General features: G+C 63.1%; 22 protein-coding genes. 11 read left to right on the top strand and 11 right to left on the bottom strand.

Going from position 1 to position 20,535, the window contains the following annotated elements:
• Positions 1 to 888 (top strand): cytochrome c oxidase subunit 3, encoded by an 888-nt coding sequence (locus B4L76_RS21325; protein WP_296235112.1) that lies wholly within the window; start codon positions 1 to 3, stop codon positions 886 to 888.
• Between the two features lie 143 nt (positions 889 to 1,031).
• Here B4L76_RS21325 and B4L76_RS21320 read toward each other — a convergent pair whose 3' ends face one another.
• Positions 1,032 to 1,235: a twin transmembrane helix small protein gene (locus tag B4L76_RS21320; protein ID WP_003258925.1), complete on the bottom strand. Its 204-nt coding sequence runs from the start codon at positions 1,233 to 1,235 to the stop codon at positions 1,032 to 1,034.
• Positions 1,236 to 1,299: 64 nt separating this feature from the next.
• Here B4L76_RS21320 and B4L76_RS21315 point away from each other — a divergent pair, with 64 nt between their 5' ends.
• From B4L76_RS21315 to B4L76_RS21295, 5 genes are read left to right on the top strand one after another with little or no spacing between them, the layout of a single operon-like run.
• Positions 1,300 to 2,037, top strand: a complete 738-nt coding sequence (locus tag B4L76_RS21315) for an SURF1 family protein (protein WP_296235143.1) — start codon at positions 1,300 to 1,302, stop codon at positions 2,035 to 2,037.
• The gene (locus B4L76_RS21310; RefSeq protein WP_296235111.1) at positions 2,006 to 2,587 is read left to right on the top strand and encodes a hypothetical protein; all 582 of its coding nucleotides are present in this window, start codon (positions 2,006 to 2,008) and stop codon (positions 2,585 to 2,587) included. Before B4L76_RS21315 ends, B4L76_RS21310 begins: the two co-directional genes overlap by 32 nt.
• 9 nt (positions 2,588 to 2,596) lie before the next feature.
• Entirely contained in the window at positions 2,597 to 3,670 is a 1,074-nt protein-coding gene (locus B4L76_RS21305) for a COX15/CtaA family protein (protein ID WP_296235110.1), read from the top strand.
• Complete coding sequence (gene cyoE / locus B4L76_RS21300) at positions 3,655 to 4,554, top strand: heme o synthase (protein ID WP_296235109.1); 900 nt, start codon at positions 3,655 to 3,657, stop codon at positions 4,552 to 4,554. The genes B4L76_RS21305 and cyoE overlap by 16 nt, the downstream gene beginning before the upstream one ends.
• Positions 4,551 to 5,183, top strand: coding sequence for an SCO family protein (locus B4L76_RS21295; protein WP_296235108.1), 633 nt, complete (start codon positions 4,551 to 4,553; stop codon positions 5,181 to 5,183). Before cyoE ends, B4L76_RS21295 begins: the two co-directional genes overlap by 4 nt.
• Positions 5,184 to 5,302: 119 nt before the next feature.
• Here the strand turns inward: B4L76_RS21295 and B4L76_RS21290 are convergent, their stop codons facing one another.
• The 3 genes from B4L76_RS21290 to B4L76_RS21280 all read right to left on the bottom strand — a co-directional run bounded on the left by B4L76_RS21290 (position 5,303) and on the right by B4L76_RS21280 (position 7,817).
• Complete coding sequence (locus tag B4L76_RS21290) at positions 5,303 to 6,073, bottom strand: MetQ/NlpA family ABC transporter substrate-binding protein (RefSeq protein WP_296235107.1); 771 nt, start codon at positions 6,071 to 6,073, stop codon at positions 5,303 to 5,305.
• 65 nt (positions 6,074 to 6,138) lie between these two features.
• The gene (locus B4L76_RS21285) at positions 6,139 to 6,810 is read right to left on the bottom strand and encodes a methionine ABC transporter permease (RefSeq protein ID WP_296235106.1); all 672 of its coding nucleotides are present in this window, start codon (positions 6,808 to 6,810) and stop codon (positions 6,139 to 6,141) included.
• Positions 6,810 to 7,817 carry a methionine ABC transporter ATP-binding protein gene (locus B4L76_RS21280; protein WP_296235105.1) on the bottom strand — a complete coding sequence of 336 codons (1,008 nt, stop codon included), beginning with the start codon at positions 7,815 to 7,817 and terminating at the stop codon, positions 6,810 to 6,812. The genes B4L76_RS21285 and B4L76_RS21280 overlap by 1 nt, the downstream gene beginning before the upstream one ends.
• A 225-nt stretch (positions 7,818 to 8,042) precedes the next feature.
• Here B4L76_RS21280 and katE point away from each other — a divergent pair, with 225 nt between their 5' ends.
• Positions 8,043 to 10,178, top strand: coding sequence for a catalase HPII (katE, locus tag B4L76_RS21275; RefSeq protein WP_296235104.1), 2,136 nt, complete (start codon positions 8,043 to 8,045; stop codon positions 10,176 to 10,178).
• Positions 10,179 to 10,286: 108 nt separating this feature from the next.
• On the opposite strand, the gene B4L76_RS21270 is transcribed toward katE, so the two are convergent.
• From B4L76_RS21270 to zur, 4 genes are all read right to left on the bottom strand, one after another.
• Complete coding sequence (locus B4L76_RS21270; protein ID WP_296235103.1) at positions 10,287 to 10,994, bottom strand: PA5502 family lipoprotein; 708 nt, start codon at positions 10,992 to 10,994, stop codon at positions 10,287 to 10,289.
• Positions 10,995 to 11,121: 127 nt separating this feature from the next.
• Positions 11,122 to 11,904 carry a zinc ABC transporter permease subunit ZnuB gene (gene znuB, locus B4L76_RS21265; protein ID WP_296235102.1) on the bottom strand — a complete coding sequence of 261 codons (783 nt, stop codon included), beginning with the start codon at positions 11,902 to 11,904 and terminating at the stop codon, positions 11,122 to 11,124.
• On the bottom strand, positions 11,897 to 12,673 hold the full coding sequence (gene znuC / locus B4L76_RS21260) for a zinc ABC transporter ATP-binding protein ZnuC (RefSeq protein WP_296235101.1): 777 nt from the start codon (positions 12,671 to 12,673) through the stop codon (positions 11,897 to 11,899). The genes znuB and znuC overlap by 8 nt, the downstream gene beginning before the upstream one ends.
• Positions 12,670 to 13,155: a zinc uptake transcriptional repressor Zur gene (gene zur / locus B4L76_RS21255; protein ID WP_296235100.1), complete on the bottom strand. Its 486-nt coding sequence runs from the start codon at positions 13,153 to 13,155 to the stop codon at positions 12,670 to 12,672. Before zur ends, znuC begins: the two co-directional genes overlap by 4 nt.
• A gap of 18 nt (positions 13,156 to 13,173) precedes the next feature.
• On the opposite strand from zur, the gene B4L76_RS21250 reads away from it, so the two are divergent.
• Complete coding sequence (locus B4L76_RS21250) at positions 13,174 to 14,130, top strand: zinc ABC transporter substrate-binding protein (protein WP_296235099.1); 957 nt, start codon at positions 13,174 to 13,176, stop codon at positions 14,128 to 14,130.
• Between the two features lie 49 nt (positions 14,131 to 14,179).
• On the opposite strand, the gene B4L76_RS21245 is transcribed toward B4L76_RS21250, so the two are convergent.
• On the bottom strand, positions 14,180 to 15,130 hold the full coding sequence (locus tag B4L76_RS21245) for a homoserine kinase (RefSeq protein ID WP_296235098.1): 951 nt from the start codon (positions 15,128 to 15,130) through the stop codon (positions 14,180 to 14,182).
• A 69-nt stretch (positions 15,131 to 15,199) separates the two neighbouring features.
• Positions 15,200 to 15,487 (bottom strand): DUF2782 domain-containing protein, encoded by a 288-nt coding sequence (locus B4L76_RS21240; RefSeq protein WP_015268476.1) that lies wholly within the window; start codon positions 15,485 to 15,487, stop codon positions 15,200 to 15,202.
• Between the two features lie 75 nt (positions 15,488 to 15,562).
• Between B4L76_RS21240 and polA the strand changes: the two genes are divergently transcribed.
• Positions 15,563 to 18,310, top strand: a complete 2,748-nt coding sequence (polA, locus tag B4L76_RS21235) for a DNA polymerase I (RefSeq protein ID WP_296235097.1) — start codon at positions 15,563 to 15,565, stop codon at positions 18,308 to 18,310.
• A 362-nt stretch (positions 18,311 to 18,672) separates the two neighbouring features.
• Here polA and yihA read toward each other — a convergent pair whose 3' ends face one another.
• Positions 18,673 to 19,305 (bottom strand): ribosome biogenesis GTP-binding protein YihA/YsxC, encoded by a 633-nt coding sequence (gene yihA / locus B4L76_RS21230; RefSeq protein WP_114167647.1) that lies wholly within the window; start codon positions 19,303 to 19,305, stop codon positions 18,673 to 18,675.
• A 201-nt stretch (positions 19,306 to 19,506) separates the two neighbouring features.
• Between yihA and B4L76_RS21225 the strand changes: the two genes are divergently transcribed.
• Both B4L76_RS21225 and B4L76_RS21220 read left to right on the top strand, forming a co-directional pair.
• On the top strand, positions 19,507 to 19,809 hold the full coding sequence (locus B4L76_RS21225) for a c-type cytochrome (protein WP_225779895.1): 303 nt from the start codon (positions 19,507 to 19,509) through the stop codon (positions 19,807 to 19,809).
• 31 nt (positions 19,810 to 19,840) lie between these two features.
• Positions 19,841 to 20,458, top strand: a complete 618-nt coding sequence (locus tag B4L76_RS21220; protein ID WP_296235096.1) for a c-type cytochrome — start codon at positions 19,841 to 19,843, stop codon at positions 20,456 to 20,458.
• Positions 20,459 to 20,535 lie beyond the last annotated feature (77 nt).

Here is a 20,535-nt window from a genome sequence, read left to right as displayed (position 1 = left end):
ATGGCAAGTCACGAGCACTACTACGTCCCGGCACAGAGCAAATGGCCGATCATCGCCACCATTGGCATGTTCATCACGGTGTTCGGCCTGGGCACCTGGTTCAACGACATGAAGGCCGGCCACCCCGAGTCGCACGGGCCGCTGATCTTCTTCGTTGGCGCATTGTTCCTGGCCTACATGTTGTTTGGCTGGTTCGGCTCGGTGGTGCGGGAGAGCCGCGCGGGGCTGTACAGCCCGCAGCTGGACCGTTCGTTCCGCTGGGGCATGAGTTGGTTCATCTTTTCCGAGGTGATGTTTTTCCTGGCGTTCTTCGGTGCGCTGTTCTATGTGCGCGTACTGGCCGGCCCGTGGTTGGGGGGTGAAGGGGCCAAAGGGGTGACGCACATGCTGTGGCCGACTTTCGAGTTCACCTGGCCGCTACTGCACACGCCGGACCCGAAACTGTTCCCACCGCCCAAGGAAGTGATCGACCCGTGGCACCTGCCGCTGATCAATACCATCCTGCTGGTGAGCTCCAGCGTGACCATCACCATTGCCCACCATGCGCTGCGCCGTGACAACCGCGGCGCGCTGAAATTGTGGATGGCGCTGACCATCATCCTGGGGGCCAGCTTCATTGCGCTGCAGGCCTACGAGTACCACGAGGCCTACACCCAGCTGGGGCTGACGCTGGGTTCGGGGATCTACGGCGCGACGTTCTTCATGCTGACCGGCTTCCACGGGGCCCACGTGACACTTGGCACGATCATTCTGATCGTGATGTTCCTGCGCATCCTGCGCGGGCACTTCAACCCGGACAAACACTTTGGTTTCGAAGCCGCCAGTTGGTACTGGCACTTCGTCGATGTGGTGTGGGTGGGGCTGTTCATCTTTGTGTACGTGCTTTGACAGACGGCGCGGTCCCTGTAGGAGCGGCCTTGCACCGCGAAGGGCCGCCAATGCGGGCTATCAGAGGTATCGGCGTCGCCGGATTGGGGCCGCTACACGGCCCTTCACGACGCAAGGCCGCTCCTACAAGGCGTCTCGTAGGATCAGAAAGGGGCGTGAGAAACCAGCTGGCCACTGATGAAGCCCCAGGCGACCAGGCCGATGGTCAGGGCTGCCAGGGTCACCCGCACGGTCAGCGCCTTCAGCAGGCGGGTCGAGTTCTCGTCGTCCTTGACCAGAAACACCAGCCCACTGAACAGGCTGGCAATCGTGGCCAAAAGCATCAGGACAATCGCGGCCTTGAGCATGGCGGTACTCCAGGGGGGATGCGGTGATGTGGACAAGTATAGCGAGCGCCCTGGCGAGGCACCGATGAGGCCGTTTCGCCCGGGCTGGGTGCCAACCCTGGTAGTGCTTGCGCTACTGCCGGGGCTGATCGCGCTGGGTTGCTGGCAGCTCGGCCGCGCCACGGAAAAGCGTTTGCTGCTGGCTACCTATGCCGAGCGCCGGGCCGAGGCCCCCCTGGCCATGGCCCAGTTGACCGCGAACCAGGACAACGCCTTCCGCCGCGTGCGCCTGTATGGCCGTTTCGATGGCGAGCACAGCCTTTTGCTCGACAACCGCCTGCGTGATGGCCGGGCCGGTGTCGAGTTGCTGCAACCTTTCCATGACCATGCCAGCGGCCTGTGGCTGCTGGTCAATCGCGGCTGGTTGCCATGGCCGGATCGCCGTGTGCCGGTGCACTTCGATACTCCGGCCCAAGCGCTGGCGCTGGATGCTGCGGTGTATGTCACGCCCGGCAGCACGTTCCAGTTGCACCCCGACCCGGCAGGCGGCCAGTGGCCGCTCTTGCTGACCGCTGTCGATGCCGCCCAGTTGTGGCAGCAGCTCGACCGCGAAGGCTTCGCCCAAGAACTGCGCCTGGAACCCGGCCCGGCAGCCTACCGCCTGGACTGGCCGGTTGTCGCCATGGGCCCGGAAAAACACCTGGGGTACGCCGTGCAGTGGTTCGCCCTCGCGGCTGCGCTGGTGCTGCTCTACCTCTACTTCGGCTGGCACCACAACAAGGAGAAACGCCATGGCCACCGCCACTCCACTGGACGTGCCTGAACGCAGCAAGCCCAGAGCCCGTGGGCGTTTGCAGCTGATCCTGATCCTTCTGGTGGTGCTCGGGCCGATGATCCTTGCCACCAGCATGTACAAGCTCAAGTTCTGGGTGCCGGAGGGTCGCAGCTACCACGGCGTGATGATTGGCAATGGTGAAAGCCGTGCCGATCTCGGCGTGGCGGGCCAGGACCAGCGCTGGCAATTGCTGGTAAGCGCCCCGGAAGCCTGTGCCGAAGATTGCCAGCGCCTGGTGTACCTGGCCCGGCAGATCCAGGTGGGCCTGGGCCGTGACGCCAGCCGTGCCAGCCATGCGCTGGCTAGCGCCCAGCCGCTGAGCGCCGATTACCAGGCGTTGCTTGGCCGCGAGTATCCCCAGTTGCAGCGTTACCCACTGGATGCGCAACGCTACCTGCAGAAGGTCGGCGAGGCCGGCCCGCAGCTGTGGATCGTCGACCCGCACGGCAACCTGGTGCTGCGCTACGACGCCAAGGTCAACGGCAAGCATGTGCTGGATGACCTGCGCCACCTGCTCAAGCTGTCCAACATCGGCTAGGAGCCTGTCATGGCCAGACCCGGATTCCGCCTTGCTGTGTTTGCAACCCTGCTGGCACTGCTGGTCGTCCTGCTCGGTGCCTATACCCGCCTGACCCACGCAGGGCTCGGTTGCCCCGACTGGCCAGGTTGCTATGGCTTCATCAGCGTGCCCAAGAGCGAAGCGCAGCTGGCCCATGCCGAGCTGCATTTTCCCGATCATCCCGTGGAAGCCGCCAAGGGCTGGGCCGAGATGGTGCATCGCTACTTCGCCGGCACGCTGGCGCTGGTAATCGCCCTGCTCGCCTTCCAGGCAGTGCGCCGTCGTACCCGCGATGGCCGGCCTTATCGTCTGCCCTTGCTGCTGCTGGGCGTGGTGCTGGCCCAGGCCGCTTTCGGCATGTGGACCGTTACCCTGCAACTCTGGCCGCAAGTGGTAACTGCACACCTGTTGGGCGGCTTCACCACGCTGAGCTTGCTGTTCCTGCTATCCCTGCGTCTGTCCCGGGCGTTTGCGCCTTTGCCAAAATTGCCGCTGAGCCTTCGCCGAGTCGCTGCGCTGGGGTTGCTGGTAGTGATTGGCCAGGTCGCCCTTGGCGGTTGGGTCAGCTCCAATTACGCCGCCGTGGCCTGCATCGACTTGCCGACCTGTCACGGTGAGTGGTGGCCGGCAGCCGACTTCAGCAATGGCTTCCACCTGACCCAGCAGGTCGGCCCGAATTACCTGGGCGGCCAGCTCGACAGCGACGCGCGCACCGCTATCCACATCAGCCACCGACTGGGAGCGCTGGCGGTGACGCTTGTGCTGTTGCTGCTCAGCTGGAAGCTGTACCGCAACCAGCTCAAGGGCCTGGCGCGCCTGGTATTGCTGGCGTTGGCGCTGCAGGTGAGCCTGGGTCTGGCCAACGTGGCGCTCCACCTGCCGCTGGCAGTGGCCGTGGCGCACAACGCTGGCGGGGCCCTGCTGCTGCTGACCATGGTTTTCCTGAACTACCGCATCCGGGTGGCTGACACTATTCATATCAGCCATGGCTGGCGCCTGACGCCGATGGTCGGCGCGGGTGTCGCCCCACACGCGAGGAATGCACTGTGGCGCCGCTTCTGAACGCACAGGGACAACGTGCCGGCTGGCGCGACTACATCGAACTGACCAAGCCCAAGGTGGTGGTGCTGATGTTGATCACCTCGCTGGTGGGCATGTTGCTCGCCAGCCGTGCCGGCGTGGCGTGGCAGGTACTGGTGTTCGGCAACCTCGGCATCGGCTTGTGCGCAGGCGGTGCAGCGGTGGTCAATCACGTCGTGGACCGGCGTATCGATGCCCTGATGGCGCGCACCCACAAGCGCCCCGTGGCCCAAGGGCGCGTCGAGCCGCTGCCGGCGCTGCTGTTTGCCTTGGGCCTGGCGCTGGCGGGCATGGCCTTGTTGCTGGTGTTCACCAATCCCCTCACGGCCTGGCTGACGCTGGCTTCGCTGGTAGGTTATGCGGTGATCTATACCGGCTTTCTCAAGCGTGCCACGCCACAGAACATCGTTATCGGCGGCCTGGCCGGGGCCGCCCCGCCGCTGCTTGGCTGGGTCGCGGTCAGCGGGCACGTCAGTGCCGAACCGCTGTTGCTGGTGCTGATCATATTTGCCTGGACGCCACCGCATTTCTGGGCCCTGGCCATTCACCGCAAAGCGGAATATGCCAAGGCCGACATCCCGATGCTGCCGGTGACCCACGGAGAGCGCTACACCAAGCTGCATATCCTGCTGTACACCCTGGTGCTGCTGGCGATCACCCTGCTGCCCTATGTCATCCACATGAGTGGCCCGCTCTACCTGGCCTGTGCCGTCCTGCTGGGTGCACGCTTCCTGCAATGGGCCTGGGTGTTGTACCGTGGCAGCCGGCCGCACGCGGCGATCGGCACCTTCAAGTACTCTATCGGCTACCTGTTCGCGCTGTTCATCGCGTTGCTCGTTGACCACTACCTGTTGCTGAACCTATGACCCGAACCCAGAAAACTGTCTTCATCCTCGTTGCCCTGGTCGCGCTGATTCTGGGCCTGACCGTCAACAAGGTGCTCAATGGCCGCGACCAACCCAATCCGACCGAGCTGATCGATGCCGGTATTATCCTGCTGCCGCAGAGCCGCGCCGTGGCCGACGTCACCATGACCAACCAGGACGGCCAGGCGGTGCGCATGGATGACCTGAAAGGCAAATGGTCGCTGCTGTTCTTTGGCTACACCTATTGCCCGGATATCTGCCCGACCACCCTGGCACAGCTGCGCCAGGTCAAGAGCGAGCTGCCCAAGGAGGCGTTAGACCGGCTGCAGGTGGTGCTGGTGAGCGTTGACCCGAACCGTGACACACCGAACCAGCTGAAACAGTACCTGGGTTATTTCGACAAGGACTTCGTCGGGGTGGCGGGGTCGATCGAGGATACCCAGAAGCTGGCCAATGCCTTGAGCATCCCGTTCATTCCGGCGGATACCAGCAAGCCGGGGTATACCGTGGATCACAGCGGCAACCTGGCGGTTGTGGGGCCGGACGGGCGCCAGCGCGGGTTCATTCGGGCGCCGTTCAACAACCAGAAGCTGGTGGCGCAGTTGCCGGGGCTGGTCAAGCGGGATTGAGTTAGCCCCAGAAGCTTTGCGGGTAAACCCGTTCCCACAGGTACAGCGTAGGCCGTGAGCCTTGCGCTATCCCTGTGGGAGCGGGTTCACCCGCGAAAAGTCCAGCGCGATGTGACGGCTTAGAACGCCGGTACCACAGCGCCCTTGTACTTCTCATTGATGAATTGCTTCACCTCAGGCGAGTGCAGCGCAGCGGCCAGCTTCTTCATCGCCTCCGAGTCCTTGTTGTCCGGGCGCGCAACCAGGATGTTCACGTACGGCGAATCGCTGCCTTCGATGACCAGCGCGTCTTTCTCCGGGTTCAGCTTGGCTTCCAGCGCATAGTTGGTGTTGATCAGAGCGGCATCGACCTGGGTCAGCACGCGCGGGATGGTGGCGGCTTCCAGCTCACGGAATTTCAGGCTTTTCGGGTTTTCGGCAACATCCTTCACGGTGGACAGGATGTTCTTGTTGTCCTTCAGCTTGATCACGCCGGCCTTGTCCAGCAGCAGCAGGGCGCGGCCACCGTTGGTGGCGTCGTTGGGGATGACCACGGTGGCGCCGGAGGACAGCTCGTCCAGCTTCTTGATCTTGGCCGAGTACACGCCCAGTGGCTCGATGTGCACGCCAGTCACGCTTACCAGCTGGGTGCCCTTGGCCTTGTTGAATTCATCCAGATACGGCTGGTGCTGGAAGAAGTTGGCATCCAGGCGCTTTTCCGCCACTTGCACGTTCGGCTGGATGTAATCGGTGAATTCCTTGACCTTCAGCTCCACGCCCTCTTTTGCCAGCGCAGGTTTGACGAAGTTGAGGATTTCGGCGTGTGGCACCGGGGTGGCGGCGACCATCAGGGACTCGGCGTTGGCCGAGAAGGCCGCGACAGCGGCGACAACAGCAAGCAGCTTCTTCATTGATTCACTCCTTGTGAGGGCCGCGACGGCCCCCGAACGGGTCGGCCAGGCCGACCCCATTGGGGTTATTTACGGGAAAAATGCACGACCAGTTTGTCGCCGACGCTTTGCAGTACTTGAACCAGTACCAGCAGCAGCACCACGGTTACCACCATCACATCGGTCTGGAAACGCTGGTAACCGAAGCGGATGGCCAGGTCGCCCAGGCCGCCGGCACCCACCACGCCGGCCATGGCGGTGTACGACACCAGGGTGATGGCAGTCACGGTAATGGCCGCGAAGATGCCCGGGCGGGCCTCCGGCAGCAATGCGTTGGTGATGATCTGGCGGGTGGTGGCGCCCATCGACTGGGTGGCTTCGATGATGCCGCGGTCCACTTCCCGCAGGGCCGTTTCCACCAGGCGTGCGAAGAACGGTGTGGCGCCAACGACCAGCGGCGGGATGGCACCCGCGACGCCGAGCGAAGTGCCGGTGATCAGCACGGTGATCGGGATCATCACGATCAGCAGGATGATGAACGGCAGCGAACGCAGGATGTTCACGATCAGCGACAGCAACGCATAAACGCCCTTCTGCTCGAACATCTGCCTGGGCCCGCAGAGGAACAGCAGCACGCCCAGCGGCAAGCCCAGCAGCACAGTGAAGAACAGCGAGCCGAACAGCATGATCATGGTATCGACAGTGGCCAGCCAGATTTCGGCCCAGTCGACGTTGGCGAAGAAATTCAGGGCGTCCATCAGCGCAATACCTCCATATGTACGTCAGCTGCCTTGAAGCGGGTGAACGCCGCTTCCATGTCACCGCCGATCAGGGCGAGGGTCAGCTGGCCATAGGGCACGTCCTTGATGCGGTCGATACGCCCGGCGAGGATGCTGTAGTCCACACCGGTCTCGCGGGCAACGGTGCCCAGCAGTGGCGCATAGGTGGCGTCGCCCTGGAAGGTCAGGCGCACGATGCGCCCCGCCACGTGGGCAAAGTCGTCGCGCTGCTCGCCCTCGTCGACCTGCTCGTCTTCCTGGACGAAACGTTTGGTGGTGGCATGCTGCGGGTGCAGGAACACCTCGGCTACCGGGCCTTGCTCGACGATCTGACCGGCATCCATCACCGCCACGCGGTCGCATACCCGGCGAATCACGTCCATCTCGTGGGTGATCAGCACGATAGTCAGCTTCAGCTCGCGGTTGATCTCGGCCAGCAACTGCAGGACCGAGGCCGTGGTCTGCGGGTCGAGGGCGCTGGTGGCCTCGTCGCACAACAGGATCTTCGGGTTGGTGGACAAGGCGCGGGCGATGCCGACGCGCTGCTTCTGGCCACCGGACAATTGTGCCGGGTACTTCCTGGCATGGTCGGAAAGGCCGACCCGGGCCAGCAGCTCGGTGACCCGCTTGTCGATTTCGCTGCGCGACAGCTCGCCCGCCAGCGTCAGCGGCAGACCGACGTTATCGGCGACGGTCTTGGAAGCCAGCAGGTTGAAGTGCTGGAAAATCATCCCGACCTGCTGGCGGAAGCCGCGCAACTGGCTGGCGTTGAACGCGGTGACATCTTCGCCGTCGACGATGATCTTGCCGCCGGAAGGTTCTTCCAGGCGGTTGATCAGGCGCAGCATGGTGCTCTTGCCGGCGCCGGAATGGCCGATCAGGCCGAACACCTGGCCATTCTCGATGGCCAAGGTGGTCGGATTCAGTGCGGGAATTTCCCTACCGGCAACGCGGTAGGTCTTGTGTACCTGTTGGAACTCGATCACGTAGCGAACCTTGTGGGGCGCATTGAAATTGGGGTCAGCGGTTGGCTGGGGTCGCGCATTTTAGCCTTTTCCAATAGCTGTTCTTAGCATTTATTTCGTATTGCACCAATCCTTCGGGCATATCGCGACAACCGGTAAAGTCAATTGAACGCAACCAAGCGGCCTCCAGTCACTACTTGAACATGCCCTGCAGGGCAGCCTGAAGACGGATGAGGAGAGCCAACGATGCCCAGCAAGAAGACGGATTCGCCCAAACACAGCCAGCTCGCCGGCACCGACACGCCAGACCGTGCCAACACCAATGCCAAGGTGCAAAGCCTGGAAGACGTGCGCAGTGACGCCACGGGCCAGGCGCTGCGTACCAATCAGGGTGTACGCATCGCTGACAACCAGAACACCCTGAAGGCTGGCGACCGTGGCCCCTCGTTGCTCGAAGACTTCATCATGCGCGAGAAGATCACCCACTTCGACCACGAGCGTATTCCGGAGCGCATCGTGCATGCCCGGGGCACTGGCGCACATGGCTATTTCCAGAGCTATGGCAACCATTCAGCGCTGACCAAGGCGGGCTTTTTGCAGGACCCTGCCAAAATTACGCCTGTTTTCGTGCGCTTTTCCACGGTACAGGGGCCGCGTGGGTCGGCCGACACGGTGCGTGACGTACGTGGTTTCGCGGTGAAGTTCTACACCGACGAAGGCAACTTCGACCTGGTGGGCAACAACATGCCGGTGTTCTTCATTCAGGATGCGATCAAGTTTCCGGATTTCGTACACGCCGTGAAGCCGGAGCCGCACAACGAGATTCCCACCGGTGCTTCGGCCCACGACACCTTCTGGGATTTTGTCTCGCTGGTACCGGAGTCGGCACATATGGTGATGTGGGCAATGTCGGACCGCGCGATTCCACGCAGCCTGCGGATGATGGAAGGGTTCGGCGTGCATACCTTCCGCCTGATCAACGACCAGGGCGTCGCCAGTTTCGTCAAGTTTCACTGGAAACCGCGTCAGGGCGTGCATTCCCTGCTGTGGGACGAAGCGCAGAAGCTGGCGGGGAAAGACGCCGACTTCCAGCGCCGCGACCTGTGGGAAGCCATCGAGACGGGTGACTACCCGGAGTGGGAACTGGGCGTGCAGATCGTGCCGGAAGCCGACGAACACAAGTTCGACTTCGACTTGCTGGACCCGACCAAGATCATCCCGGAAGAACTGGTCCCGGTTACGCCGCTGGGCAAGATGGTGCTGAACCGCAACCCGGACAACTTCTTTGCCGAAGTGGAACAGGTGGCGTTCTGCCCGGGCCATATCGTGCCCGGTATCGACTTCACCAATGACCCGTTGCTGCAGGGCCGGCTGTTCTCCTACACCGACACCCAGCTTAGCCGCCTGGGCGGGCCGAATTTCCACCAGATCCCGATCAACCGCCCGGTTGCCCCCAACCACAACAACCAGCGCGATGCCTTGCACCAGCATGTAGTGCACAAGGGGCGCGCCTCGTACGAGCCAAATTCCATCGATGGCGGCTGGCCGAAAGAAACCCCGCCAGCTGCGCAGGATGGCGGTTTCGAGAGTTACCAGGAGCGCATCGATGCACACAAGATCCGCCAGCGCAGCGAATCGTTCGGCGACCATTTTTCCCAGGCGCGGCTGTTCTTCCAGAGCATGAGCCCGACCGAACAGCACCACATCATCAAGGCTTACAGTTTCGAACTGGGCAAGGTCGAGCGTGAGGCGATCCGGGCGCGGGAAGTGAACGAAATCCTGGCCAACATCGACCTGAAGCTGGCTGCGGCGGTGGCGGCAAACCTCGGCCTCCCCGCACCGACGGCGGTTACCGTGCAGGTGAAGGGCAGCCAGTTGGCTCAGTCGCCCGCGCTGAGCCAACTGAATCACCCTGGGGTGGTCGGTATCAAGGGGCGCAAGATCGCGGTACTGGTGGCGGATGGCGTGGACGCCGGTAGTGTCGACCGGTTGGTGAAGGCGCTGGAGGCGCACAGTGCCCGGCCGCTGCTGCTGGGGCCGACTTCAGCGCCGGTGAAAGCCGCGGACGGCACGCAGCTGCCGGTTGCTGCTTCGATGGAAGGCATGCCATCGATCATGTTCGACGGAATAGTCGTGCCGGGTGGCAAGGCCTCGACCGATGCGCTTGCGGCCAGCGGGTTGGCCAAGCATTTCCTGCTCGAGGGTTACAAGCATCTGAAGGCCATGGTGCTGACCAGGGAGCTGTCTGGCAGCCTGGGCCTCAAGGAAGACAAGGGCTTGGTGCTGGGGGATGACCAGGGCGCGGTGGATGCCTTCGTCAAAGCGGTCGAAGGGCACCGGGTGTGGGAGCGAGAGGCGGCTGCGGAGGCTGTACCGGCCTGAGGGGCTGCTGTGCAGCCCATTGCGACACAAGGGCGGTCCTACAGGGAAGCGCATTGCGCTGTAGGAGCGGCCTTGTGTCGCGAAAGGAGCGCGAAGCGGCCCCGTTGTTCAACGCTGATGTGGAACCAGCACCACTTGTGCCGGCAGCGCGCGCTGGATCTCATGCTTCTGCTTCAGCTCGAACCCGCTGTCGATCTTGCGCACGCGCTTCTCCAGCAAGGTTTTCAGCCAAGGCCCATCCTCGGTACGCGGCACCTGGAACACCACGTCACACTGGTAGCTGACCACGTCGGCGGCGATATCATCCAGCTGGCGGCGCATGGCGCGGCTGTCGGTAGTCTTCAAGGCCACCACAGTGCTGGGGGCGGCCGGGTCGATGATGCGTGCCTTGGGCTTGGCTTCGGCGGCCTTCAACGCTGCCTCCGCTTTCTCCAGCTCGGCTTTGCGGGCCTGGGTAACGGCATCGCCACCGGTGACTGCCGGGGCCTGCGGCATCAGCGCGCGGGCGCGGGCCAGGGCGGTGGCCGCAGCGTTCACGTCGCCCTTTTGCAGGAAGACCTGGCTGCGCTGCAGGTAGGCTTCGGCCAACTGGCGCTGGTATTGCTCCAGGCGCGCGTCATCCGGCGACTGCGCCTGCAGAGCGGCCAGCTGGTCTTCGGCGGTTGCCAGCTCGTTGCTGGCGATGTTCTGTTGCAACTGCTGCCAGGCATCGGCTTGGGCAGGTACGGCGGCCTGTTCGACCGGTGCGCTGGAACAGGCAGCCAGGAACAGGGAAAACGCGGCAACAAGCAGATAACGGGAGGCGAACGGCTTCATTCCTGCGACTCTCTATTTGCGCAAAAAGCGAGCAAGTCTACACCCAGGTGCGCACGCTCGAAAACAAGTCTTACAGACCCTTTACGTGCGAAAAGGTTGCAGGGCGCGCCTTCACGCGCCCAGATTTTCAGCGTTTAGGCAGGGCCAGGCTCAGCAAGAATAGCACTGCCGCACAAACCACGATCGACGGGCCGGCGGGGGTGTCCTTGAACCAGGACATGGCCAGGCCGCCGCATACCGCGGTCACGCCCAGCAGGCTCGCGCCGACGGCCATCTGCTCCGGGGAGCGGGCGTGGCGCTGTGCCGCAGCGGCGGGGATGATCAGCAGCGAGGTGATCAGCAATACGCCGACGATCTTCATGGCCACGGCGATCACTACCGCGATCAGCAACATCAGCGCCATGCGCAGGCCTGCTACAGGCAGGCCTTCGACCATGGCCAGCTCTTCGTGCACGGTGACGGCCAGCAGCGGCCGCCACAGCATGGCGAGCAGCGCCAGCACCAGCACGCTGCCGCCGAGGATCCAGGCCAGGTCGGCGGTGCTGATGGCCAGCAGGTCGCCGAACAGATAAGCCATCAGGTCGATGCGCACGTCGTGCATGAAACTCAGCACCACAAGGCCGAGCGACAGGGTGCTGGGGGCGAGGATGCCGAGCAGGGTGTCGGAGGCCAGCGGTTGGCGTTGCTGCAAGGTGACCAGAAGGATCGCCAGCAGCAGGCAGCCCACGGTTACCGCCAGCGCCGGGCTGACATCCAGAGCAAAGCCCAGGGCTACACCGAGCAGGGCGGCGTGAGACAGGGTGTCGCCAAAATAGGCCATGCGCCGCCACACCACGAAGGAGCCCAGCGGGCCGGCCACCAGCGCCAGGGACAAACCGGCAAGCAGGGCGTAGAGAAGAAAATCAGCCATGCTTGCAGTGCGCTCCGTGAACATGGGTGCCAGGGTTGACCACCGAGCCATGCAGGTCGTGGCTGTGGTCGTGATGGTGGTGATAGATGGCCAGGCTGGGTGCGGCGGCCTGGCCGAACAGCTCGACAAATGCCGGGTCGCCGCTGACCTGCTCAGGGTGGCCTGAACAGCAGACGTGGCGGTTCAGGCATACCACCTGGTCGGTGGCGCTCATGACCAGGTGCAGGTCGTGGGAAACCATCAGCACGCCACAGCCGTGGCGGTCGCGCAGGCGGGTAATGAGGTTGTACAGCTCGGCCTGGCCGACCACGTCGACGCCCTGCACCGGCTCGTCGAGCACCAGTAGCTGGGGTTCACGCAACAAGGCACGGGCGAGCAGCACGCGCTGCATCTCACCGCCAGAAATGGTCTGGATCGGGCTGTCGATTACCTGCTCGGCGCCCACTTCCTGCAGCGCCGACATGGCGGCCGCTCGGTCTACTCCGGGAACCAGGCGCAGGAAGCGCAGCACCGACAGCGGCAGCGTGGCATCCACCTGGATCTTCTGCGGCATGTAGCCGATGCGCAGTTTCGGTTTGCGCCATACCTTGCCGTGATGCGGCTTGAGCAAACCGAGTACGGCACGCACCAGGGTGGTCTTGCCCGCGCCGTTCGGGCCGATCAGGGTGACGATCTGGCCGGGAGCGACCGACAGGTCGATGCTGTCGAGCACCGCCTCGCCGCCGAAGGTGACGCCGACCTGCTCCAGGCGGATCAGTGCATCGCTCATGCCACGCTCCGGCAGTTGCCGCACAGGCCGACCACTTCCACGGTCTGGCTCTCGACCGTGAAACTTACGCCTTTGGCGCTGTCGACGATGGCTTGGCTGATACTGTCCTGCTCCAGCTCGATGGCCACGTGGCAAACCCGGCAGATCAGGAACTGACCCTGATGCACGTGTTCGGGGTGGCTGCAGCCGATGAAGGCGTTGAGCGAGGCGATACGGTGCACCAGGCCGTTCTCCAACAGGAAATCCAGCGCACGGTACACCGTGGGTGGTGCGGCGCGGCGGCCGTCCTGCTCGCTGAGCACGGCAAGGATGTCGTAGGCACCCAGCGGCTTGTGGCTTTGCCACACCAGCTCCAGCACGCGGCGGCGCAGCGCGGTCAGGCGCAGGCCCTGGCGGGTGCACAAGGCGTCGGCTTCAGCCAATGCGCTGTGCACGCAATGGGAATGATCGTGAGGGCGGTTGGCCAGCGGCGTGATGGACATGGGCAGCGACGGTTCTGGATGGAGACGTTATTATGTTACCTGTTTCCGACGAATCGAGTACTCACCGTGTCCCGATTACTAGCCCTGTTTGTCGCTTTCATCGCATTTTCCGCCCAGGCCGACGTGCGCGTGCTGACCACCATCAAGCCTTTGCAGCAGATTGCCGCCGCCGTGCAGGACGGGCTCGGCAGCCCTGAGGCACTACTGCCGCCGGGGGCGTCGCCGCACCACTACGCGCTGCGCCCGTCCGATGTTCGGCGGGTAGCGGACGCTGACCTGCTGTACTGGGTCGGCCCTGACATGGAGAACTTCCTGCCTCGGGTATTGAGCAATCGCAGCAAGCCCACGGTGGCCGTGCAGTCGCTGCCCGGCATGAAGTTGCGTCATTTTGGCGAGGACAGCCAGTCGCATGAAGAGGAAGACCACGACGACCATGACCATGACCATCGCCCAGGCAGCCTGGACGCGCACTTGTGGCTATCGTCGGTCAACGCGCGGGTGATCGCCGGGAAAATGGCTGAGGACCTGACGCGGGTCGACCCGGGTAATGCAGCGCGCTACCAAAGCAACCTGAAAGCTTTCGATGAACGCCTGGACGCACTGGACGGGCGGATCAAGGCGCGGGTGGCCGGTATCGCCGGCAAGCCGTACTTCGTGTTCCACGAAGCGTTCGATTATTTCGAAGCCGAGTACGGCCTCAAGCATACCGGGGTGTTCACCGTGGCAGCCGAGGTGCAGCCCGGCGCGCAGCATGTGGCCGCGATGCGCAAACGCCTGCAGGAAGTGGGCAAGACCTGCGTGTTCAGCGAGCCGCCGTTGCGGCCGCGCCTGGCCGAAACGCTGACTGCCGGCCTGCCGGTGCGCCTGGCCGAGCTGGATGCCCTGGGTGGTAGCGACCCGGTGGATGGCAAGGGTTATGAGCGTTTGCTGGAAAAACTGGCTGGCGACCTGGCTGGGTGCCTGGACCAACTGTAAGCCTGGTCCGGCTTCTTCGCGGGCATACCCGCGAAGAAGCCGGCGTGGTCTAGAGGGCAAATGGCAGGTGCAAGGTCACGTGCTGGCGCTGCGCCAGGCGCACTTCGAACTCGCTCGGGTCGTGGATCATCACATCCATGCCGGCAAACGACTCGGCGGCGATCAGGCGCGACAGCCAGAAGCGCACGCACCCTACCCGCAACATTTCCGGCCACAGCTCAGCCTCGGCAGCGGTAAACGGCCGCAACGCCGCGTACGCGGCCAGCAGCGCCTGGGCGCGCGGTACATTCACGGCGCCGTGCTCATCCAGGCACCAGTCGTTCACGGTGATGGCGATGTCATACAGCATCGGCCCGGAACAGGCATTGTAGAAGTCGATCACACCGGTCAGGTGGGTGCCTTCGAACATCACGTTGTCGCGGAACAGGTCGGCGTGCAGGTTGGCGCGTGGCAGAGCCAGAATCTGCGTCTTGTGTGCGCGGATTTCATCCAGTGCCGGCTGCAGCAACGCGGCTTGCTCGGCGGTCAGGCGCGGCAGCAGTTCGGCACCCGAAGCCAGCATCCAGTCCAGGCCGCGGTCGGTACGGCGCTCGATGATGTGCTTCCTGGTAGCCAGGTGGATATGCGCCAGCAATTCGCCTACCTGGGCGCAATGCTGGGCGTTCGGTGCCTTGATGTGCTTGCCCGACAACCGTGGCTGCAGCAGTGCCGGCTTGCCACACAGCTCACGCAGGCCGTTGCCATGGCGGTCCCGTATCGCATAGGGCACTGGCATGTCGGCGGCGTGCAGGGTATCGAGCAGCTCGATGAAGAACGGCATGTCCTCGCTGGGCCCGCGCTCGATCAGTGTCAGGACGAACTCCCCCTGTTCGAGGCTGACGAAGAAGTTGCTGTTCTCGGTGCCGGCGGCGATGCCCTGGAAGTCGAGCAGACGGCCCAGCTCGTACGGCGCCAGAAAGGTTTCCAGCTCAGGCCGGGTCACGGGGGTGAAGACTGACATGATGAAAAGTTGCCCATACGGGCACTTCCGCCGGGAAGTGCCAGGTTGATGTGAACGGTGCGCGTCAGATTACCACTCGAAGATCTTCCAGGACGGGATCAGCATGTCCGGCTGGTCGGATCGAATGAAATTGCCATCAGAGCCATCGGCGCGTACCAGGAAATAAGGCTTGCCGTTTTTCGGCGTGATCTTGATCGCATACAGGAACCCGTTCTGCCGGTACTCCTGGATGGTTTTGTCGCCTTCCGTGCGAATGGTCACCTCGGGATCGGCCGAGGGGGCGTCTTCCGCCGCCAGGGTGACGACAGGCATGGTTGCCAACAGACCGAGCAGTAACAGGCGATTGAGTGTACGCATGATAACCTTGTCCCTTTGTCGTCAATGATTCTGGCTATTCTAGCGCCGGACCCGTCGAAAAGGTTGATTCTGCTCATGAGCCAAGCGCCCCTCGTCCTGGTGGACGGTTCCTCCTACCTTTACCGCGCCTTCCATGCGCTGCCGCCGTTGACCACCTCCAAGGGCATGCCCACCGGCGCGGTGAAAGGAGTGCTGAACATGCTCAAGAGCCTGCGCAAGCAATACCCCGACAGCCCGTTCGCGGTGGTATTCGACGCCAAGGGCGGCACCTTCCGCGACGCCATGTTCGCCGAGTACAAGGCCAACCGCCCGAGCATGCCGGACGACCTGCGCTTGCAGATCGAGCCGTTGCACGCCAGTGTCAAGGCGCTGGGCTACCCGTTGCTGTGCGTCGAGGGTGTCGAAGCCGACGACGTGATCGGCACTCTGGCACGCAGCAGTGCGGCCCTCGGGCGCCCGGTGATCATCTCGACCGGTGACAAGGACATGGCGCAGTTGGTGGACGGGCACATTACCCTGGTCAACACCATGACCGGAAGCGTGCTGGATGTCGCTGGCGTACACGAGAAATTTGGCGTCGGCCCGGAACACATCATCGATTTCCTGGCCCTGATGGGTGACAAGGTCGATAACATTCCCGGCGTACCGGGCGTGGGCGAAAAAACCGCTGTCGGCCTGCTGACCGGCATCGGCGGTGGCCTCAGTGACCTTTATGCCAACCTGGACAAGGTACCGACACTGGCCATTCGCGGCGCCAAGACCCTGCCGGCCAAGCTTGAGGAGCACCGCGACGCAGCGTTCCTGTCGTATGAACTGGCCACCATCAAGGTCGACGTACCGCTGGATATCGAAGTCGATGCCCTGGTATGCGGCGAGCCTGACCGCGAAGCGCTGCTGGCGCTGTACACCGAAATGGAGTTCAAGAGCTGGATTGCCGAAGTGCAGCGCGACGCGGCCGAGGCCGGTGACGATATCGCATCGACCGCCGAACCGGTGGCCAAGGTCGAGGCCAGGTACGAAACCATCCTCGACCCGGCCCGTTTCGAATACTGGCTGGAGAAGCTGCGCCAGGCACCGCTGTTCGCCTTTGACACCGAGACCACCAGCCTGGATGCCCAGCAGGCGCAACTGGTTGGCCTGTCGTTCGCCGTCGAGCCGCATGAAGCGGCCTATGTACCGCTGGCCCATGATTACGAAGGTGCACCGGTGCAGCTGGACCGCGAGACCGTGCTGCTGGCACTCAAACCGTTGCTCGAAGACCCGGCCAAGGCCAAGGTCGGGCAGAATGCCAAGTACGATATCAACATCCTCGCCAACGGCTCGCCGGCCATCGAGATGCGCGGTGTGGCCTACGACACCATGCTCGAGTCGTATGTACTGAACTCCACGGCCACCCGTCATGACATGGATAGCCTGGCGCAGAAGTACCTGGACCACACCACCATCGCCTTCGAGGACATCGCTGGCAAAGGTGCCAAGCAGCTGACCTTCAACCAGATCCACCTGGACAAGGCCGGCCCCTATGCCGCGGAGGACGCCGACATCACCCTGCGCCTGCACCACGCGCTGCAGGCGCGCCTGGCGCAGACGCCGAGCGTACAACCGGTATTGATGGACATCGAGATGCCGCTGGTGCCGGTACTGGCCCGGATCGAGCGCCAGGGTGCGCTGGTCGATGCTGCGCTGCTGCGGGTGCAAAGTGGTGAACTGGGGGTGAAGATGGCCGAACTGGAGCAGCGCGCCTATGAGCTGGCCGGTGAGGAATTCAACCTCGGCTCGCCCAAGCAACTGGGCGCGATCCTCTACGACAAGCTGGGCATGCCGGTGCTGAGCAAGACCACCAAGGGCCAGCCGTCCACCGCGGAAGCGGTGCTCGACGAACTGGCCGAGCAAGGCTACCCGTTGCCCGAGGTACTGATGCAGTACCGCAGCCTGAGCAAGCTCAAAAGTACCTATACGGACAAACTGCCAGGACAGATCAACCCGCGTACCGGGCGTATCCATACCTCCTACCAGCAGGCGGTGGCGGCTACCGGCCGGCTGTCCTCGAGTGACCCGAACCTGCAGAATATCCCGATCCGGACCGCCGAAGGGCGGCGTATCCGCCAGGCCTTCGTTGCCAGCCCGGGCTACAAGCTGCTAGCCGCCGACTATTCGCAGATCGAGCTGCGCATCATGGCCCACCTGGCCAAGGACGAAGGCTTGCTACATGCCTTCCGCAATGGCCTGGACGTGCACCGGGCCACGGCGGCGGAAGTGTTCGGCGTCGCTCTGGCAGATGTCACCACCGACCAGCGTCGCAGCGCCAAGGCCATCAATTTCGGCCTGATCTATGGCATGAGCGCGTTTGGCCTGGCCAAGCAGATCGGCGTAGACCGCAAGCAGTCGCAGGATTACATCGACCGCTATTTCGCTCGCTACCCGGGCGTGCTGGCCTACATGGAGCGCACCCGCGCCCAGGCCGCCGAGCAAGGCTTCGTCGAAACCCTGTTTGGCCGACGCCTGTACCTGCCGGATATCAATGCCAAGAACCCTGCCTTGCGCAAAGGTGCCGAGCGAACCGCGATCAACGCGCCAATGCAGGGCACTGCGGCGGACATCATCAAGCGGGCCATGGTCAACGTGGATAACTGGCTGAGCCAAAGCGGGCTGGATGCCCGGGTGATCCTTCAGGTTCACGACGAACTGGTGCTGGAGGTGCGCGAGGACCTGGTAGACCAGGTGAAAGATGAAATTCGCCAGCACATGAGCCAGGCGGCGCAGCTGGATGTGCCGTTGCTGGTCGAGGCAGGCGTTGGCGCGAATTGGGACGAAGCTCACTGATCGCGCGGGCGAAGCTGGGTAGAACCTGCGCCTGGAGTGGCGCGGGTTCTGGTGCCGCTCAGTGCCGTTGATGCTGAAGCTTCATGAAACTATCGCAAATAGTTTCCAAAGCTTCGGAACTAAACCGGTGAAGCGGGACTCAGAGTAACTGAATGGCTGGTGAAGCCCTTCGATGCTCCTATGTTGTGTTAAGTGTTGGCAGATATCTGGACCCCGCCCTAGCGGTCCGGACTTGGACCCCGAACTTCCCCCCTCCCCATATGAAGTCCGGGGTTTTTTTTGCCCGCAATTTCTTGGCATGGTCTGGTGCAGGAGCGGCCTTGTGTCGCGACAGGCTGCCCCTACAGAAGACGAGCAGGGCTTCAGGCCACTGGCCTGTCCTCCAGTTCCATCCAGTCTGCGAGCACCCGATAGGCGTCTTCCACGCCCAGCCGCTTGGGTGCCGAGAACAGCTGGATGGTCACGCCATCGCCCCAGCCCTTGCGAATTTCCGACTGCACCTTGAGCAGGGTGTTCTTGCCCGCCCCGTGGGTCAGCTTGTCGGCCTTGGTCAGCAAGATGTGCATCGGCATGCTGCTGGCCTTGGCCCAGTCGAGCATCATCTTGTCGAAGTCGGTCATTGGATGGCGTACGTCCATCATCAGGATGACGCCACGCAGGCATTCACGGCTGCCCAGGTAGGCTTCCAGGTGTTTCTGCCAGTGTTGCTTCAGCGGAATCGGTACTTTTGCATAACCGTAGCCGGGCAGGTCGACCAAACGCCGTTCATCGTCCAGACTGAAGAAATTCAACAGCTGGGTGCGCCCGGGGGTTTTCGACGTACGCGCCAGGCTGGCATGAGTCAGGGTGTTGAGGGCGCTGGACTTGCCGGCGTTTGAGCGGCCGGCGAAAGCCACCTCGTAACCCTGGTCGTCCGGGCATTGTTCGACCTTGGCGGCGCTGAGGGCGAATTTGGCTTTCTGGCAGAGGCCGAGGATGGGGTTCTTGACTTGCATGGGATATCCGATGTGGGTGTTGCCTGACTCTGTAGGCCCGAGCCGGGCAAGCGGTGTCGTTTCCGTTTGGATGGCGGAAGTATATAATGCCCCAGTTTTTGTGTGCTCATTCTCCCAACGAAGGGGAACGGGCATGGGGTGTCGAACAATAGCTCGCGCAACAGAACGCAGCGCGGCCCCCAACCCTGAAGGTCGTTCCGCATGGCGAAATGGCTGCTTGCTGTCGGTATGTTCCTGCCGTTTTTCAGCGCACAGGCTACACAGGATCCCGAGGTGTTGTACAACCGCACTTGTGCGGCCTGTCACGCCGGGCAGTTGCCACAGGCACCCAGGCAGGGTGACCGGGCAGCATGGGAGCCAAGACTGGCGCAAGGCATGGATGTACTGGTGACGCACGTGACCCAGGGTTTCAAGGCTATGCCGCCGCGTGGATTGTGCATGGACTGCAGTGCCGAGGACTACCGTTTGGTCATCCTTTGGATGAGCGGCAGTCCCGATACATAACATTTCACCCTTAGCCGTGTTGGATTAGCTGATGAACAAACTAGTCGTGAGTCTGCTGTTGACCCTGGGTGTCGCAGGTGCGGCCACTGCTGCGCAACCCATCAAAGGCGATGCCGCCGCCGGCCAGGCCAAGACCGCCGTCTGTGGCGCCTGCCACAACCCCGACGGCAACAGCCTGGCACCGAACTTCCCGAAACTGGCCGGCCAGGGCCAGCGCTACCTCGAAAAGCAGCTGCACGATATCAAGTCGGGCAAGCGCACCGTGCTGGAAATGACCGGCATGCTGGCCAACTTCAATGACCAGGACCTGGCCGACATCGCCGCGTACTTCTCCAGCCAGAAAGGCAGCGTGGGCGCCGCTGATCCCAAGTTGGTCGAACGTGGCCGTGCGCTGTTCAACGGCGGCGACCTGGAGAAAGGCATGCCTGCCTGCACCGGCTGCCACTCGCCAAACGGCGCAGGCATCGCCCTGGCCGGCTTCCCGCACCTGGGCGGCCAACACGCGCAATATGTGACCAAGCAGCTCACTGATTTCCGCGAAGGCAACCGCACTAATGATGGCGATGCCATGACCATGCGCACCATCGCCAGCAAGCTGAGCAACCACGACATCGAGGCGTTGGCCAGCTACATCCAGGGCCTGCATTAACTTTCAGTTAATGTTGTCTACCAATGATGAAAGGGCGGCCGGACCGCCCTTTTTTCTGTCCGCAGCCGTTACACTAC

This window comes from Pseudomonas sp. UBA4617 (assembly GCF_002386445.1).
Taxonomy (GTDB): domain Bacteria; phylum Pseudomonadota; class Gammaproteobacteria; order Pseudomonadales; family Pseudomonadaceae; genus Aquipseudomonas.
The sequence above is the reverse complement of the archived record's forward strand: the minus strand, read 5'-3'. Positions and strand labels throughout refer to the sequence as shown.